Below are 17,317 nucleotides of genomic sequence, written 5' to 3'. Positions count from 1 at the left end.
TCGTCGCCTCGATCATCGAGTAATCGATAGCGACATTAAATAGCAAAGGCCCTGCCGGCAACGGCGGGGCCTTTCGCATTCAAGCCCCCCCTTGAGTCAATCGGGCGGCTCACCCTGAGTCAGCTTTAGGAAACGCGCGCTCTCGTAACGGGAATAAACCTTGTCGCGGCCCGGCACATCAGAGACTGCCGCGCCTTACGCGATGACAGGCCCGCTGCAGCCAGGTGCTGTCAGGCCGACCTTGGAATTGACGGATGCCGGCAGGGGAGGCGGGCAGACATCCACCCGAGTCGGCAAGTCGCCGCCCGGTGACCGGAACAAGCGCAAATGCCCATCGGCGATCCCTTCTACCGGTGGAAGCGCCAGGCAAACGATTGCTTCCCGTTGCGAATCGCCTCCGGGCCAGACGTCCTGGGGAAGTCTCTGCCGAACAATCGAAGCCATTGCGGATCGGCTGGCGGGCAGGGAAATGGCCCCAGGCGGCGCCGGGACGGCGCTTTCGGGCGTTCGCTTTGCCGAGGCGTCTGACGGGTCCGGCCGAAAGCTGAGGTAGAACGGTCCCGATATCAAAAATGCTCTTGCAAAGCGCAGCGCATCCCCTTAAAGGGAGCGCCTAGCCAGTTGGCGGCAGGCCGGAGTTTCCGGTTAACGGTCGCCAAGGTTGAAGGGGTGTAGCTCAGTTGGTAGAGCGGCGGTCTCCAAAACCGCAGGTCGTCGGTTCAAGCCCGGCCGCCCCTGCCACTTTCAGATGATTGGCGCGAAATTATCCGCAGCGAAATCGTCGGGAAATGGCAGCCGTGCAAAACGGCGAAATTTCATCGAACACTGTTTTCCCTCTTGTGTAAAGGGGAAGGGGTGTTTATGTAGGTCAAAACAGACACGCGGTGCGTGGGGCTGAGAGAGTTCAGCTTTACGTGCCGTAATTGCGTGGACAATCTATGGCATCCAAAACCAATCCCGTTACGTTTCTGCGCCAGGTGCGCTCCGAAGCGTCGAAAATCCATTGGCCGTCTCGTCGCGAGACCATGATCTCCACGGCCATGGTTCTGGTTATGGTTGTGTTCGCTGCACTGTTTTTCTTCGCTGCCGACCAGCTTATGGGCTGGCTGCTACGTCTCGTACTGAACGTCAGCGTTTGATTCTGGAGAATAAAAATGGCGGCGCGTTGGTACATCGTCCACGCATATTCTAATTTTGAGAAGAAGGTTGCCGAGGACATCGAGAACAAGGCTCGCCAGAAGGGGCTTGAGCATTTGTTCGAGAAGATCCTCGTGCCGACCGAGAAGGTCGTCGAGGTGCGCCGCGGCCGCAAGGTCGATTCCGAGCGCAAGTTCTTTCCGGGTTACGTCATGGTTCGGGCTAATCTGACCGACGAAGCGTACCACCTGATCAAGAACACCCCGAAGGTCACCGGTTTCCTCGGTTCCGACAACAAGCCGGTTCCGATCCCGGATTTCGAGGCCGAACGTATTCTGGGCCAGGTTCAGGAAGGCGTCGAGCGGCCGAAATCCTCGATCACCTTCGAGATCGGCGAGCAGGTTCGCGTATCCGACGGTCCCTTCGCGTCCTTCAACGGGACCGTACAGGATGTCGATGAAGAGCGCTCCCGCCTCAAGGTCGAAGTCTCGATCTTCGGTCGTGCGACCCCGGTCGAGCTGGAATACGCTCAGGTCGAAAAGGTCTGATGAATTTCGAAATGGGGCCTGCTGTTTGTTCAGTGGGCCTCGTGCGGCGTTTGCCGCAAGCGCGTGGGAGGGATGGTGCCTTAGCCGGGCATCTCGACCGAACCACGCAACCGCAGCCGCCGGCGAAAGCCGGCATGTCGGACCGGGAAACCGGTCTCTAACGAGCCGGGTAACCGGTCTCTCGAAAGGCAGAGAGTTATGGCTAAGAAAGTTATGGGCCACCTCAAGCTGCAGGTGAAGGCAGGGTCGGCCAATCCGTCCCCGCCGATCGGTCCTGCACTTGGTCAGCGCGGCATCAACATCATGGAATTCTGCAAGGCGTTCAATGCCGCCACGCAGGAAATGGAAAAGGGCATGCCGATCCCGGTCGTCATCACCTATTTCCAGGACAAGTCCTTCACGTTCGCGATGAAGCAGCCTCCGGTCAGCTACTGGCTGAAGAAGGAAGCGAAGATCACCTCGGGTTCCAAGACCCCGGGCAAGGGCGCCAAGGCTGGCACCCTGACCAAGGCTCAGATCCAGACCATCGCCCAGGCGAAGATGAAGGACCTGAACGCTGCCGATCTCGAAGGCGCAATGGCCATGATCGAGGGCTCCGCCCGCGCCATGGGCCTGGAAGTGGTGGCTTAACATGGCAAAGCTTGCAAAGCGTATTCAGAAGATCCGCGAAGGCGTGGATCCGACCAAGCTCGTAGCGCTCACCGAGGCCATCTCGATGGTCAAGGAACGTGCGGTCGCCAAGTTCGACGAAACCATCGAAATCGCGATGAACCTCGGCGTCGATCCGCGTCACGCAGACCAGATGGTCCGCGGCGTGGTCAACCTGCCGAACGGCACCGGCCGTGACGTCCGCGTTGCCGTTTTCGCACGTGGCGCCAAGGCTGACGAAGCCAAGGCAGCCGGTGCAGACATCGTCGGCGCCGAAGACCTCGTCGAAATCGTCCAGGGCGGCAAGATCGACTTCGATCGCTGCATCGCCACCCCGGACATGATGCCGCTCGTCGGTCGTCTCGGTAAGGTTCTCGGCCCGCGCGGCATGATGCCGAACCCGAAGGTCGGAACCGTCACCATGGACGTCACGGGCGCCGTCAAGGCTTCCAAGGGCGGTGCTGTCGAGTTCCGCGTCGAGAAGGCTGGCATCATTCATGCCGGTATCGGCAAGGCCTCCTTCGAAGCCAAGGCTCTCGAAGAGAACATCAAGGCTTTCGCCGATGCGGTCATCAAGGCTAAGCCGGCTGGTGCCAAGGGCAACTACGTCAAGCGCGTAGCCATCTCTTCGACCATGGGCCCGGGCGTGAAGATCGACCCGTCGACGGTCACGGCTTAAAGATTTTCCGGAGCTTTCGGGCTCCGGTCGCATGAATTCCCGGTCCTTCGGGGCCGGGAATTTCCCAGGGAAACCTGGGAATTCCTGTCCGAGATTGCGGGTGGTTTCGACCTTAATCACTTGATGCCTGCATGAGACGGGTAAGACCCGAGATTTTTGAGGTGCCATGCGCCTCGTAAAATCGGTTCGAGCCTAGTGTGCCTTGTGCCTGGAGCCTTACGGCGACAGAGCGAGGGGACAGGATCCTCAAGCGTCGCTTGGGGTCCTAATCAAGGGATCCCTTGAGGCAAAGGCAACCCGATGGGGCCTGCAGGATTGCGGTCCCGTCAACTGGAGACAGACAGTGGAAAGAGCGGAAAAGCGCGAATTTGTCACGGAGCTGAACGAAGTCTTCAAGGCTTCTGGTTCGGTTGTCGTGGCCCACTATGCTGGTGTCACAGTTGCGCAGATGAACGATTTTCGTTCGAAGATGCGCGCTGCTGGCGGCACCGTCAAAGTCGCGAAGAACCGTCTGGCCAAGATCGCTCTTCAGGGTACGGAGTCGGAAGGGATGTCAAATCTCTTCAAGGGTCAGACGCTGATCGCATTCAGCGAAGACCCGGTAACGGCTCCGAAGGTCGTCATGGATTTCGCCAAGACCAATGACAAGATCATTGTTCTGGGCGGTTCCATGGGTGCAACCACGCTCACTGCGGATGCGGTCAAGTCGCTTGCGACCCTGCCTTCGCTGGACGAGCTTCGCGGCAAGCTGCTGGGCCTCTTGAATGCCCCGGCTACCCGCGTCGCTACGGTTGTTGCAGCACCGGCAAGCCAGCTTGCCCGCGTGTTTGCGGCCTACGCCAAGAAGGACGAGGAAGCCGCTTAAGGCGGTTTTTCGCTGTTCATACCCAAATCAAGTTCGAACCGAATATAAGGAACTATCAAAATGGCTGATCTCGCAAAGATCGTTGAAGACCTCTCTGCTCTGACCGTTCTGGAAGCTGCTGAGCTTTCCAAGCTGCTCGAAGAGAAGTGGGGCGTATCTGCAGCTGCTCCCGTAGCCGTTGCTGCTGCTGGCGGTGGCGCTGCTGCTGCTCCGGCTGAAGAAGAAAAGACCGAGTTCGACGTCATCCTCGCTGATGCCGGCGCCAACAAGATCAACGTCATCAAGGAAGTCCGCGCCATCACCGGCCTGGGCCTCAAGGAAGCCAAGGATCTCGTTGAAGCCGCTCCGAAGGCTGTCAAGGAAGGCGTCAACAAGGCTGAAGCCGCTGACCTCAAGAAGAAGCTTGAGGACGCCGGCGCCAAGGTCGACGTTAAGTAATATCGGAATGCGGCGGGAGAGGTCTCCTCTTCCGCCGATTTCCTCCGAACGTATTACCCAGGAACCGTCAAAACGGTTCCTGGGTAATGGGTTCTCAAGAGGATGGTCCCGAATCGAACAGAAAAGGCAATCCGGCCTGGCGTGTTCGAGAGGTGGGACGAGATTGGGAATACCCATTGATCGACGGGATCGACTGGCCAGCGAACCCCGTCCGTTGCAGGCCCGGATGCAAGTTTGAAGGAGCGACGATGGCTCAGACCCTTTCCTTTAATGGTCGCAGGCGCGTACGCAAGTTTTTTGGAAAAATCCCCGAAGTCACGGAGATGCCGAACCTCATCGAGGTTCAGAAGGCATCCTATGACCAATTCCTGATGGTCGATGAGCCGAAGGGCGGTCGTCCCGACGAAGGTCTGAACGCTGTCTTCCGGTCGGTCTTCCCGATCACCGATTTTTCCGGCGCCTCCATGCTCGAATTCGTGTCCTACGAATTCGAACTGCCGAAGTTCGACGTGGAAGAATGCCGTCAGCGCGATCTGACCTATGCGGCGCCGCTGAAGGTGACGCTGCGCCTGATCGTGTTCGATATCGACGAGGATACGGGCGCAAAGTCGATCAAGGACATCAAGGAACAGTCGGTCTACATGGGCGACATGCCGCTCATGACCGACAACGGTACGTTCATCGTGAACGGCACCGAACGCGTGATCGTGTCCCAGATGCACCGTTCGCCGGGCGTCTTCTTCGACCACGACAAGGGCAAGAGCCATTCTTCCGGCAAGCTGCTCTTCGCAGCCCGCGTCATTCCGTATCGCGGTTCCTGGCTCGACATCGAATTCGACGCCAAGGACATCGTCTACGCCCGTATCGACCGCCGCCGTAAGATCCCCGTGACCTCGCTGCTGATGGCGCTCGGCATGGACGGCGAAGAAATCCTGTCGACCTTCTACACGAAGTCGTCCTACCAGCGCGACGGCGAAGGCTGGCGGATTCCGTTCCAGCCGGAGACCCTCAAGGGTGCAAAGACCCTTTCCGACATGATCGACGCCGATACCGGCGAAGTGGTCGTCGAATCCGGCAAGAAGCTCACCCCGCGTCTTCTCCGTCAGCTGACGGACAAGGGCCTCAAGGCTCTGAAGGCGACCAATGACGACATCTACGGCAACTATCTTGCCGAAGACATCGTCAACGCGGCAACCGGCGAGATCTACCTCGAAGCCGGCGACGAAATCGACGAAAAGAGCCTGCCGGTCATCCTCAATGCCGGTTTCGACGAGATCCCGGTTCTCGGCATCGACCATATCAATGTCGGCGCCTACATCCGCAACACGCTGTCGGCCGACAAGAACGAGAACCGTCAGGACGCTCTGTTCGACATCTACCGCGTCATGCGTCCGGGTGAACCGCCGACCATGGAATCGGCCGAAGCCATGTTCAACTCGTTGTTCTTCGATTCGGAGCGTTACGACCTCTCCGCAGTCGGCCGCGTCAAGATGAACATGCGCCTCGACCTCGAGGTCGCCGACACCGTTCGCACGCTCCGCAAGGATGACATCCTGGCCGTGGTCCGGATGCTGGTCGAACTGCGCGACGGCAAGGGCGAGATCGACGACATCGACAACCTCGGCAACCGCCGCGTCCGTTCTGTCGGCGAACTGATGGAAAATCAGTATCGCCTCGGCCTGCTCCGCATGGAGCGCGCCATCAAGGAACGCATGTCGTCGATCGAGATCGACACCGTCATGCCGCAGGACCTGATCAACGCGAAGCCGGCAGCAGCCGCGGTTCGCGAATTCTTCGGTTCCTCGCAGCTGTCGCAGTTCATGGACCAGGTGAACCCGCTTTCGGAAATCACCCACAAGCGCCGTCTTTCGGCACTTGGCCCGGGTGGTCTGACCCGCGAGCGTGCCGGCTTCGAAGTCCGCGACGTTCACCCGACCCACTACGGCCGTATTTGCCCGATCGAAACGCCGGAAGGCCCGAACATCGGTCTGATCAACTCGCTTGCCACCTTTGCCCGCGTCAACAAGTACGGCTTCATCGAAAGCCCGTACCGCAAGATCATCGACGGCGTCGTGACGAAGGAAGTGCTTTACCTTTCCGCTATGGAAGAGGCGAAGTATTACGTGGCACAGGCGAACGCCGAGCTGGATAAGAACGGCTCTTTCGTGGAAGAGTTCGTCGTCTGCCGTCATGCGGGCGAAGTCATGCTGTCTCCGCGCGACACCATCAACCTGATGGACGTCTCGCCGAAGCAGCTCGTTTCGGTCGCGGCCGCTCTAATCCCGTTCCTGGAAAACGACGACGCCAACCGCGCTCTGATGGGCTCGAACATGCAGCGTCAGGCCGTGCCGCTGGTCCGTGCCGAAGCTCCGTTCGTCGGCACCGGCATGGAACCGGTCGTCGCCCGCGACTCCGGTGCGGCTATCGCTGCCCGCCGTGGCGGCGTGGTTGACCAGGTCGACGCGACCCGTATCGTTATCCGCGCCACCGAAGACCTCGATCCGTCGAAGTCGGGCGTCGATATCTATCGTCTGCAGAAGTTCCAGCGTTCGAACCAGAACACCTGCGTCAACCAGCGTCCGCTGGTCGCCGTCGGTGACATCCTGAACAAGGGCGACATCATCGCCGACGGTCCGTCGACGGACCTCGGTGACCTGGCGCTCGGCCGCAACGCGCTCGTCGCGTTCATGCCCTGGAACGGCTACAACTACGAAGACTCGATCCTGCTCTCCGAGCGCATCGTGTCGGACGACGTGTTTACCTCCATCCACATCGAAGAATTCGAAGTGATGGCGCGTGACACCAAGCTTGGTCCGGAAGAAATCACGCGCGACATTCCGAACGTTTCGGAAGAAGCGCTGAAGAACCTCGACGAAGCCGGCATCGTCTACATCGGCGCCGAAGTCCAGCCGGGCGACATCCTGGTCGGCAAGATCACCCCGAAGGGCGAAAGCCCGATGACGCCGGAAGAAAAGCTTCTGCGCGCCATCTTCGGTGAAAAGGCCTCCGACGTTCGCGACACCTCCATGCGCATGCCTCCGGGCACGTTCGGCACGGTCGTCGAAGTCCGCGTCTTCAACCGTCACGGTGTGGAGAAGGACGAACGCGCCATGGCGATCGAGCGTGAGGAAATCGAACGCCTCGCCAAGGACCGCGACGACGAACAGGCAATCCTCGACCGCAACGTCTATGGCCGTCTGACGGACATGCTGCGCGGCCAGATATCGGTTGCCGGTCCGAAGGGCTTCAAGAAGGGCATCGAGCTCACCAACGCCGTCATCTCCGAATATCCCCGCTCGCAGTGGTGGATGTTCGCAGTCGAGGACGAAAAGGTGCAGGGCGAAGTCGAAGCGCTCCGCGGCCAGTACGACGAATCCAAGTCGCGCCTTGAACAGCGCTTCATGGACAAGGTCGAAAAGGTCCAGCGCGGCGACGAAATGCCTCCGGGCGTCATGAAGATGGTCAAGGTCTTCGTCGCTGTGAAGCGCAAGATCCAGCCGGGCGACAAGATGGCCGGCCGTCACGGCAACAAGGGCGTCGTGTCGCGCATCGTTCCGGTCGAGGACATGCCGTTCCTCGAAGACGGCACGCATGTCGACATCGTTCTGAACCCGCTAGGCGTGCCTTCGCGCATGAACGTCGGCCAGATCCTCGAGACGCACTTGGCCTGGGCTTGCGCCGGCATGGGCAAGCGTATCGGTGCGCTGCTCGAAGAGTACCGGAAGTCGAACGACATCACGGACCTGAAGAAGGAGCTGACCGAAGCCTATCAGAGTGAGGCAAACGCCGAAGTTGCCAGCTTCGACGACGACTCCCTCGTTCGTCTGGCCGAGCAGTCCAAGCGCGGTCTGTCGATTGCGACGCCGGTCTTCGACGGCGCGCATGAGCCGGACGTCGCAGCGATGCTGACCAAGGCTGGCCTCGATCCGTCGGGTCAGTCGGTCCTCTACGACGGCCGTACCGGCGAGCAGTTCGACCGCAAGGTGACTGTCGGCTACATGTACATGATCAAGCTGAACCACCTTGTGGACGACAAGATCCACGCGCGTTCGATTGGTCCGTACTCGCTGGTTACCCAGCAGCCGCTCGGTGGCAAGGCGCAGTTCGGCGGCCAGCGCTTCGGCGAAATGGAAGTCTGGGCGCTCGAAGCCTACGGCGCCGCCTACACGCTGCAGGAAATGCTGACCGTGAAGTCGGACGACGTGGCCGGCCGTACCAAGGTCTACGAAGCGATCGTGCGCGGCGACGACACGTTCGAGGCAGGCATTCCGGAGAGCTTCAACGTTCTCGTCAAGGAAATGCGCTCTCTCGGCCTGTCCGTCGAGCTCGAGAACTCGAAGATCGACGACGCGAACGTCGGCCAGCTGCCCGACGCAGCCGAATGATCATAATAAGGCGCGCGCCGATTGAAGGCGCGCGCTGCTCCCTCCGCCGGATCCGCCGGCAGGATAGGGAAACTTTCGCCGCATTTCGCGGCTAATACCGTTTTAAAGCATCGGACGGTCCGCCCCGGGAATTTGGGCTGTTCCGATCGCAAGCCGAGGGCTTCCGCCCCTAAAGGAGATAGGCATGAACCAAGAGGTCATGAATCTTTTCAATCCGCAGGTGCCTGCACAGCACTTCGACTCGATCCGTATTTCGATCGCGTCTCCGGAGAAGATTCTCTCCTGGTCCTACGGCGAGATCAAAAAGCCGGAGACCATCAACTACCGTACCTTCAAGCCGGAACGCGACGGCCTTTTCTGCGCCCGCATCTTCGGGCCTATCAAGGACTACGAGTGCCTGTGCGGCAAGTACAAGCGCATGAAGTACAAGGGCATCATCTGCGAAAAGTGCGGCGTCGAAGTCACGCTGTCGCGTGTTCGCCGTGAGCGCATGGGCCATATCGAGCTCGCTGCTCCCGTCGCCCATATCTGGTTCCTGAAGTCGCTTCCGTCGCGCATCTCGACCCTTCTCGACATGACGCTGAAGGATGTCGAGCGCGTTCTCTATTTCGAGAACTACATCGTCACTGAGCCGGGCCTCACCTCGCTCAAGGAAAACCAGCTTCTTTCCGAAGAAGAATACATGATCGCCGTCGACGAGTTCGGCGAAGATCAGTTCACGGCGATGATCGGCGCCGAGGCCATCTACGAGATGCTGGCTTCGATGAATCTCGAAAAGATCGCCGGCGACCTGCGTTCGGAACTTGCCGACACCACGTCGGATCTGAAGCAGAAGAAGCTGATGAAGCGCCTGAAGATCGTCGAGAACTTCATGGAGTCGGGCAACCGTCCGGAATGGATGATCATGAAGGTCGTCCCGGTCATCCCGCCGGACCTGCGCCCGCTGGTTCCGCTCGATGGCGGCCGCTTTGCGACCTCCGACCTGAACGATCTCTATCGTCGCGTCATCAACCGTAACAACCGTCTGAAGCGCCTGATCGAACTGCGCGCCCCGGGCATCATCATCCGCAACGAAAAGCGCATGCTGCAGGAATCTGTGGACGCGCTGTTCGACAACGGCCGTCGTGGCCGCGTCATCACCGGCGCCAACAAGCGTCCGCTGAAGTCGCTGTCCGACATGCTGAAGGGCAAGCAGGGCCGCTTCCGCCAGAACCTTCTCGGCAAGCGCGTCGACTATTCCGGCCGTTCGGTCATCGTGACCGGTCCGGAACTGAAGCTGCACCAGTGCGGCCTGCCGAAGAAGATGGCGCTCGAACTGTTCAAGCCGTTCATCTACGCCCGTCTCGACGCCAAGGGTTACTCCTCGACCGTCAAGCAGGCCAAGAAGCTGGTTGAAAAGGAAAAGCCGGAAGTCTGGGATATCCTCGACGAGGTTATCCGCGAGCATCCGGTTCTCCTGAACCGCGCACCGACCCTGCACCGCCTGGGCATCCAGGCCTTCGAACCGATCCTGGTCGAAGGCAAGGCCATCCAGCTGCATCCGCTCGTCTGCACGGCTTTCAACGCCGACTTCGACGGCGACCAGATGGCCGTTCACGTGCCGCTGTCGCTCGAAGCCCAGCTCGAAGCCCGCGTGCTGATGATGTCGACGAACAACATCCTGCATCCGGCCAACGGCGCACCGATCATCGTTCCGTCGCAGGACATGGTTCTCGGTCTCTACTATCTGGCGATCATGAACCAGAACGAGCCGGGCGAAGGCATGGCCTTCTCCGACATGGGCGAACTGCACCACGCTCTGGAAAACAAGATCGTTACCCTGCATGCCAAGATCCGCGGCCGCTTCAAGACCGTGGACGCCGAAGGCAAGCCGGTTTCCAAGATCTATGAGACGACCCCCGGCCGCATGATCATCGGCGAACTTCTGCCGAAGAACGTCAACGTGCCGTTCGAGACCTGCAACCAGGAAATGACCAAGAAGAACATCTCCAAGATGATCGACACGGTCTACCGTCACTGCGGTCAGAAGGACACGGTGATCTTCTGCGACCGCATCATGCAGCTCGGCTTCACGCATGCGTGCAAGGCCGGCATTTCGTTCGGCAAGGACGACATGATCATTCCTGAAACCAAGGCCAAGATCGTCGGCGATACCGAAACCCTGGTGAAGGAATACGAGCAGCAGTACAACGACGGCCTGATCACTCAGGGCGAGAAGTACAACAAGGTCGTCGACGCCTGGGGCAAGGCCACCGAAAAGGTTGCGGAAGACATGATGGCCCGCATTAAGGCCGTCGAGTTCGATCCTGAAACCGGCCGTCAGAAGCAGATGAACGCCATCTACATGATGTCCCACTCGGGTGCCCGTGGTTCTCCGAACCAGATGCGCCAGTTGGGCGGCATGCGTGGCCTCATGGCCAAGCCGTCGGGCGAGATCATCGAAACGCCGATCATCTCGAACTTCAAGGAAGGCCTGACCGTTAACGAGTACTTCAACTCGACCCACGGTGCCCGTAAGGGTCTCGCAGACACCGCCTTGAAGACGGCGAACTCCGGTTACCTGACCCGTCGTCTCGTCGACGTGGCGCAGGACTGCATCGTCAACCTGGTCGACTGCGGCACCGAGAGCGGCCTCACCATGACGGCGATCGTTGACGCCGGCCAGGTCGTGGCTTCCATCGGCGCTCGTGTCCTTGGCCGTACCGCACTCGACGATATCGATCACCCGGTCACGGGTGCCCGCATCGTCGACGCCGGCAAGATGATCCTCGAGCCGGATGTCATCGAGATCGAAAAGGCTGGTATCCAGTCGATCCGTATCCGTTCGGCACTGACCTGCGAAGTTCAGACGGGCGTCTGCTCGGTCTGCTACGGCCGAGATCTGGCCCGTGGTACTCCGGTCAACATGGGCGAAGCCGTTGGCGTCATCGCGGCTCAGTCGATCGGCGAGCCGGGAACCCAGCTCACCATGCGTACCTTCCACTTGGGCGGTACGGCAAACGTGGTCGACCAGTCGTTCCTGGAAGCGTCCTACGAAGGCACGATCCAGATCAAGAACCGCAACATGCTGCGGAACTCCGAGGGCGTTCTCGTCGCGATGGGCCGCAACATGGCGGTCACCATCCTTGACGAGCGCGGCGTCGAGCGTTCCTCGCAGCGCGTCGCTTACGGTTCGAAGCTGTTCGTGGATGATGGCGACAAGGTTCGTCGCGGTCAGCGTCTGGCGGAGTGGGATCCCTACACACGCCCGATGATGACGGAAGTGGAAGGTACGGTTCAGTTCGAAGACGTGGTCGACTCGATCTCGGTTTCGGAATCCACCGACGAATCCACCGGCATCACCAAGCGTCAGGTCATCGACTGGCGTTCGACGCCGCGCGGTGTCGATCTGAAGCCGGCGATCGTCATCAAGGACGCTGCAGGCAGCATCATGAAACTGGCCCGCGGCGGCGAAGCCCGCTTCAACCTGTCGGTCGACGCCATCCTGTCGGTCGAGCCGGGTCAGAAGGTCAGCCAGGGCGACGTTCTCGCCCGCGTGCCGCTGGAAAGCGCCAAGACCAAGGACATCACCGGTGGTCTGCCGCGCGTTGCCGAGCTCTTCGAAGCCCGTCGTCCGAAGGATCACGCCATCATCGCTGAGATCGATGGTACGATCCGCCTCGGCCGCGACTACAAGAACAAGCGTCGCGTCATGATCGAGCCGGCGGAAGACGGTGTCGAACCGGTCGAATACCTGATCCCGAAGGGCAAGCCCTTCCATCTTCAGGAAGGCGACTACATCGAAAAGGGCGACTACATCCTCGACGGCAATCCTGCACCCCACGACATCCTGGCGATCAAGGGCGTGGAAGCACTCGCTTCCTACCTCGTCAACGAAATCCAGGAAGTCTACCGCCTGCAGGGCGTTGTCATCAACGACAAGCACATCGAGGTGATTGTCCGTCAGATGCTGCAGAAGGTCGAGATCACCGATGCCGGCGACAGCCAGTATATCGTCGGTGACAATGTCGACCGGATCGAACTGGACGAAGCCAACGAGCGTCTTGTCGAAGAAGGCAAGAAGCCCGCTTACGGCGAACCGGTTCTGCTCGGCATCACCAAGGCGTCGCTGCAGACCCCGTCCTTCATCTCGGCCGCTTCCTTCCAGGAAACGACCAAGGTGCTGACGGAAGCTGCGATCGCCGGCAAGACCGACACGCTGCAGGGCCTCAAGGAAAACGTCATCGTCGGCCGTCTCATCCCGGCCGGTACGGGCGGCACCATGACCCAGATCCGCCGCATCGCCACCTCGCGCGACGAGCTCATCCTGGAAGAACGCAAGAAGGGTTCGGGCGCATCGTCGGCCACCCCGATGCTTCAGGATCTCGCCGGCGAAAAGGCTCCGGCCGCCGAGTAATCCGGCTGCTGCCGATTGAACATCAAAAACCGCCCGGAGCGATCCGGGCGGTTTTTTCGTTTCAGGCGGCGAGCCGACCGAACATTAAAAAAGCCGCCGAAACTGTTCGGCGGCTCGTGCATGGCTTGGTGGAATGCTCTGAGGCTGGCGCGCAGCGACAGTTCAGCCCGCGAATACGGCCCGCTTCGATAGCGCAGCTTCACAGGTGAGGTCGAAAGAGACGGTGATCGAAGGAGCGGACATTCCTGCAGCCTCCAGCGGGAGGAGGCGAGGGCAGTCAGGCCTCTTTGAAGATCGAGGCTACTCGAACCGGATGATCGCCACTTCGCCTTCGAGCGCGCCCTGGTAGGCCGAGGCATGCGGTTCCTCGGTGGGTTCGTCGGTCAGGACGCCGATCTGGTCGAGGTCGGCCTCGATGAAGCCTTCTTCCGTGAGGGCGTTGAGCGCCTCGCGCACGGCGGAATCGTCGTCGGGCGCGCGCAGCATGATATGCAGCTCGATGCCTTCGGCGCCTTTCGTCTCATAGCCCTTGCCGATGATGATGAAGACCATCGGCCCGTCGAGGTTATTGTCATTGTCGGGTGTGGCGATCATGGTCATCTCCGCGAGCGAATCCCTGGTATCGTCCGAAGACGAGGCGGAACAGAAGGTTCCCGCACTCTTTAGTGCGATCAGCGACGATTCCCAAACATTATCCGCGAGGGCATCTCATATTTCTGGAAACCTTGTCCCGAAACCCTCCGTTTGGCCCCGAAACCAAGGGTTTGGGGCAATAATTTAGGATTTGGTCTTGACGGGCAGGGGGGAAAACAGTAAACGCCCCGCATCGGAAGCGATGTGAGGCTTGCCCGTTCGGAACGACTCGTTCCGGAGTACGCCTCAGACACGGTTCCATACGCACGTTGAAGACACGAATGCTGCACGCACGACGCATGAGGAATGCGTCCTCTGCTTTTTGTGGTCCATCCGAAAAAGCGGATCGGGCCACGTTTTGCGCATGAGGAAATGTGTGTGCCGCCGCCGGAAACGGCATCAGATCGGCCCGAAAGGGTACTGAGAAAAACGTAAGGGATGGTTGAATGCCTACCGTAAACCAGCTGATCCGCAAGCCTCGCCAGGCGAACGTAAAGCGTAACAAGGTTCCTGCTCTGCAGGAAAACCCCCAGAAGCGCGGCGTTTGCACCCGCGTTTACACGACGACCCCGAAGAAGCCGAACTCGGCTCTGCGTAAGGTTGCCAAGATCCGCCTGACCAACGGCTTCGAAGTCATCGGCTATATCCCGGGTGAAGGCCACAACCTGCAGGAGCACTCCGTCGTGATGATCCGCGGCGGCCGCGTCAAGGACTTGCCGGGCGTTCGTTACCACATCATCCGCGGCGTTCTCGACACCCAGGGCGTCAAGAACCGCAAGCAGCGCCGTTCCAAGTACGGTGCGAAGCGTCCGAAGTAATTCGGAATTCTGATTATCCGGCGCTGCGCGAGGTTCTCCGCGTGGTAAAGCGCCCGCAACAATTGAGAGACGAGAAGTATGTCCCGACGCCATAGTGCAGAGAAGCGTGAGATCAACCCGGACCCGAAGTTCGGCGATCTGGTCGTCACGAAGTTCATGAATGCGATCATGCTCCACGGCAAGAAGTCCGTGGCTGAAAACATCGTTTACGGCGCGTTCGACGTCGTGCAGGGCAAGGCCAAGGCCGACCCGCTGGGTATCTTCCATTCGGCGCTCGACAATGTCGCGCCGCATGTCGAAGTCCGTTCGCGCCGCGTTGGTGGTGCGACCTACCAGGTTCCGGTCGACGTTCGTCCCGAGCGCCGTCAGGCTCTCGCGATCCGTTGGGTGATCGCTGCTGCCCGCAAGCGCAACGAAACGACGATGGTCGATCGCCTTTCCGGTGAACTTATGGATGCTGCAAACAACCGTGGCAGCGCTGTCAAGAAGCGTGAAGACACGCACAAGATGGCCGACGCCAACCGCGCATTCTCGCATTACCGTTGGTAATCTTCACCCGATCGAATTTCGAAAGGCAGTCCTATGGCTCGCGAATATAAAATCGAAGACTACCGCAATTTCGGTATCATGGCGCATATCGACGCCGGCAAGACCACGACCACCGAGCGTATTCTTTATTACACCGGCAAGTCGCACAAGATCGGCGAAGTTCACGATGGCGCAGCCACGATGGACTGGATGGAGCAGGAGCAGGAGCGTGGCATCACGATCACTTCCGCTGCGACCACGACCTTCTGGAAGGGTCGCGACGGCAAGATGCGCCGCTTCAACATCATCGACACCCCCGGCCACGTCGACTTCACGATCGAAGTCGAACGTTCGCTGCGCGTGCTCGACGGTGCGGTCGCTCTTCTCGACGCCAATGCCGGTGTTGAGCCGCAGACGGAAACCGTCTGGCGCCAGGCCGACAAGTACAACGTTCCGCGCCTGATCTTCTGCAACAAGATGGACAAGACCGGCGCCGATTTCTATCGCTCGGTCGAGATGATCAAGACGCGCCTCGGCGCGACTGCGGTTGTCTGCCAGCTTCCGATCGGTGCAGAAACCGAGTTCAAGGGCATCGTCGATCTGATCGAGATGAACGCTCTCGTCTGGCGCGACGAGTCGCTCGGCGCTCAGTGGGACGTCGTCGAAATCCCGGAAGATCTCAAGGAACGTGCTGAAGAGTTCCGCGAAAAGATGATCGAGACGATTGTCGATATCGACGAAGAAGCCATGGAAAACTATCTGAACGGCGTCATGCCGGACAACGATAAGATCCGTGCGCTCATCCGTCGCGGCACCATCGACGTCAAGTTCTTCCCGATGTTCTGCGGTTCCGCCTTCAAGAACAAGGGCGTTCAGCCGCTCCTCGACGCAGTTGTCGAATTCCTGCCGTCCCCGGCAGACATTCCGGCGATCAAGGGCATCGACGTCAAGACCGAAGCCGAAATCGACCGTCATGCCGATGACAACGAGCCTCTCTCGATGCTCGCTTTCAAGATCATGAACGACCCCTTCGTCGGTTCGCTGACCTTCTGCCGTATCTACTCGGGCAAGCTCGAAAAGGGCGCCGCTCTGTTGAACACGGTCAAGGAAAAGCGCGAGCGCGTCGGCCGTATGCTGCAGATGCACTCGAATTCCCGTGAAGACATCGAAGAAGCCTTCGCTGGCGACATCGTCGCTCTTGCAGGCCTCAAGGAAACCACCACGGGCGACACGCTCTGCGATCCGCTGAAGCCGGTCATCCTTGAGCGCATGGAATTCCCCGAGCCGGTCATCCAGATCGCCATCGAGCCGAAGTCCAAGGGCGACCAGGAAAAGATGGGCCTCGCGCTCAACCGCCTGGCTGCCGAAGACCCGTCCTTCCGCGTCAAGACCGACGAGGAATCCGGCCAGACGATCATCGCCGGCATGGGTGAACTTCACCTCGACATTCTCGTCGACCGCATGCGTCGCGAGTTCAAGGTCGAAGCCACCGTCGGTGCTCCGCAGGTTGCTTACCGCGAAACCATCACGCGCAAGCACGAGGAAGACTACACGCACAAGAAGCAGTCCGGTGGTACCGGCCAGTTCGCGCGCGTCAAGATCGTCTTCGAACCGAACCCGGACGGCGACGACTTCAAGTTCGAGTCCAAGATCGTCGGTGGTGCTGTTCCGAAGGAATACATCCCGGGCGTCCAGAAGGGCATCGAAAGCGTTCTGTCTTCCGGCCCGCTGGCTGGCTTCCCGATGCTGGGCGTCAAGGCGACCCTCATCGACGGCGCCTTCCACGACGTCGACTCGTCGGTTCTGGCATTCGAAATCGCCTCCCGCGCCTGCTTCCGTGAAGCAGCCAAGAAGGCCGGTGCCCAGCTCCTCGAGCCGATGATGAAGGTCGAAGTCGTCACGCCGGAAGATTACGTCGGTGACGTCATCGGCGACCTGAACTCCCGTCGCGGCCAGATCCAGGGCCAGGAATCGCGCGGCATCGCCGTCGTGATCAACGCCCACGTGCCGCTCGCGAACATGTTCAAGTACGTCGATAACCTGCGCTCCATGTCCCAGGGCCGCGCGCAGTACTCGATGACCTTCGATCACTACGCACCGGTTCCGACCAACGTCGCAAACGAAATCCAGGCAAAGTACTCCGGTCAGAAGTGACCGGGGTAACCCGCCCAATCAATTAGAGAATAACCCCTGACGGGGATAAGAACGGAGAAGCCGGAAATGGCAAAGAGCAAGTTTGAGC

Annotated in this window: 12 protein-coding genes and 1 tRNA gene; 12 read left to right on the top strand and 1 reads right to left on the bottom strand. The window is 59.9% G+C overall.

Annotation, left to right across the window (positions count from 1 at the left end):
- Window positions 1–665: 665 nt before the first annotated feature.
- The 9 genes from GQ59_RS29865 (at window position 666) to rpoC (ending at window position 13,096) form a co-directional block, all read left to right on the top strand.
- Window positions 666–741 (top strand) — tRNA-Trp (locus GQ59_RS29865).
- A 197-nt stretch (window positions 742–938) separates the two neighbouring features.
- On the top strand, window positions 939–1,139 hold the full coding sequence (gene secE, locus GQ59_RS29860; RefSeq protein WP_037088459.1) for a preprotein translocase subunit SecE: 201 nt from the start codon (window positions 939–941) through the stop codon (window positions 1,137–1,139).
- Window positions 1,140–1,154: 15 nt separating this feature from the next.
- On the top strand, window positions 1,155–1,685 hold the full coding sequence (gene nusG / locus GQ59_RS29855) for a transcription termination/antitermination protein NusG (protein ID WP_007770615.1): 531 nt from the start codon (window positions 1,155–1,157) through the stop codon (window positions 1,683–1,685).
- 198 nt (window positions 1,686–1,883) lie between these two features.
- On the top strand, window positions 1,884–2,315 hold the full coding sequence (gene rplK, locus GQ59_RS29850) for a 50S ribosomal protein L11 (RefSeq protein WP_037088457.1): 432 nt from the start codon (window positions 1,884–1,886) through the stop codon (window positions 2,313–2,315).
- A 1-nt stretch (window position 2,316) separates the two neighbouring features.
- On the top strand, window positions 2,317–3,012 hold the full coding sequence (gene rplA, locus GQ59_RS29845) for a 50S ribosomal protein L1 (RefSeq protein WP_037088455.1): 696 nt from the start codon (window positions 2,317–2,319) through the stop codon (window positions 3,010–3,012).
- A gap of 307 nt (window positions 3,013–3,319) precedes the next feature.
- Window positions 3,320–3,877: a 50S ribosomal protein L10 gene (gene rplJ / locus GQ59_RS29840; RefSeq protein WP_245363563.1), complete on the top strand. Its 558-nt coding sequence runs from the start codon at window positions 3,320–3,322 to the stop codon at window positions 3,875–3,877.
- A gap of 60 nt (window positions 3,878–3,937) precedes the next feature.
- Complete coding sequence (rplL, locus tag GQ59_RS29835) at window positions 3,938–4,315, top strand: 50S ribosomal protein L7/L12 (RefSeq protein ID WP_037088451.1); 378 nt, start codon at window positions 3,938–3,940, stop codon at window positions 4,313–4,315.
- Window positions 4,316–4,563: 248 nt separating this feature from the next.
- On the top strand, window positions 4,564–8,700 hold the full coding sequence (gene rpoB / locus GQ59_RS29830) for a DNA-directed RNA polymerase subunit beta (protein ID WP_037088449.1): 4,137 nt from the start codon (window positions 4,564–4,566) through the stop codon (window positions 8,698–8,700).
- Between the two features lie 184 nt (window positions 8,701–8,884).
- Complete coding sequence (gene rpoC / locus GQ59_RS29825; RefSeq protein WP_037088448.1) at window positions 8,885–13,096, top strand: DNA-directed RNA polymerase subunit beta'; 4,212 nt, start codon at window positions 8,885–8,887, stop codon at window positions 13,094–13,096.
- Between the two features lie 300 nt (window positions 13,097–13,396).
- Here rpoC and GQ59_RS29820 read toward each other — a convergent pair whose 3' ends face one another.
- A complete protein-coding gene (locus tag GQ59_RS29820) occupies window positions 13,397–13,690 on the bottom strand; it encodes a hypothetical protein (protein ID WP_037088446.1) in 294 nt (97 codons plus the stop codon).
- Between the two features lie 485 nt (window positions 13,691–14,175).
- Between GQ59_RS29820 and rpsL the strand changes: the two genes are divergently transcribed.
- The 3 genes from rpsL to fusA all read left to right on the top strand — a co-directional run bounded on the left by rpsL (window position 14,176) and on the right by fusA (window position 17,229).
- Window positions 14,176–14,547 carry a 30S ribosomal protein S12 gene (gene rpsL, locus GQ59_RS29815; RefSeq protein WP_003547537.1) on the top strand — a complete coding sequence of 124 codons (372 nt, stop codon included), beginning with the start codon at window positions 14,176–14,178 and terminating at the stop codon, window positions 14,545–14,547.
- 78 nt (window positions 14,548–14,625) lie between these two features.
- On the top strand, window positions 14,626–15,096 hold the full coding sequence (gene rpsG / locus GQ59_RS29810; protein ID WP_007755828.1) for a 30S ribosomal protein S7: 471 nt from the start codon (window positions 14,626–14,628) through the stop codon (window positions 15,094–15,096).
- A 33-nt stretch (window positions 15,097–15,129) separates the two neighbouring features.
- The gene (gene fusA / locus GQ59_RS29805; protein ID WP_037088445.1) at window positions 15,130–17,229 is read left to right on the top strand and encodes an elongation factor G; all 2,100 of its coding nucleotides are present in this window, start codon (window positions 15,130–15,132) and stop codon (window positions 17,227–17,229) included.
- Window positions 17,230–17,317 lie beyond the last annotated feature (88 nt).

It is taken from the genome of Neorhizobium vignae, from assembly GCF_000732195.1.
Classification (GTDB): Bacteria; Pseudomonadota; Alphaproteobacteria; order Rhizobiales; family Rhizobiaceae; genus Neorhizobium; species Neorhizobium vignae.
Note: the sequence above shows the minus strand (reverse complement) of the source record. Positions and strands in the feature narration are given on the sequence as shown.

What these genes read in the sequence shown, in the direction of transcription:
- secE (WP_037088459.1), top strand. Translation starts at nt 939, where the DNA reads ATGGCATCCAAAACCAATCCCGTTACGTTTCTGCGCCAGGTGCGCTCC.
- nusG (WP_007770615.1), top strand. Translation starts at nt 1,155, where the DNA reads ATGGCGGCGCGTTGGTACATCGTCCACGCATATTCTAATTTTGAGAAG.
- rplK (WP_037088457.1), top strand. Translation starts at nt 1,884, where the DNA reads ATGGCTAAGAAAGTTATGGGCCACCTCAAGCTGCAGGTGAAGGCAGGG.
- rplA (WP_037088455.1), top strand. Translation starts at nt 2,317, where the DNA reads ATGGCAAAGCTTGCAAAGCGTATTCAGAAGATCCGCGAAGGCGTGGAT.
- rplL (WP_037088451.1), top strand. Translation starts at nt 3,938, where the DNA reads ATGGCTGATCTCGCAAAGATCGTTGAAGACCTCTCTGCTCTGACCGTT.
- rpoB (WP_037088449.1), top strand. Translation starts at nt 4,564, where the DNA reads ATGGCTCAGACCCTTTCCTTTAATGGTCGCAGGCGCGTACGCAAGTTT.
- rpoC (WP_037088448.1), top strand. Translation starts at nt 8,885, where the DNA reads ATGAACCAAGAGGTCATGAATCTTTTCAATCCGCAGGTGCCTGCACAG.
- GQ59_RS29820 (WP_037088446.1), bottom strand. Translation starts at nt 13,690, where the DNA reads ATGATCGCCACACCCGACAATGACAATAACCTCGACGGGCCGATGGTC.
- rpsL (WP_003547537.1), top strand. Translation starts at nt 14,176, where the DNA reads ATGCCTACCGTAAACCAGCTGATCCGCAAGCCTCGCCAGGCGAACGTA.
- rpsG (WP_007755828.1), top strand. Translation starts at nt 14,626, where the DNA reads ATGTCCCGACGCCATAGTGCAGAGAAGCGTGAGATCAACCCGGACCCG.
- fusA (WP_037088445.1), top strand. Translation starts at nt 15,130, where the DNA reads ATGGCTCGCGAATATAAAATCGAAGACTACCGCAATTTCGGTATCATG.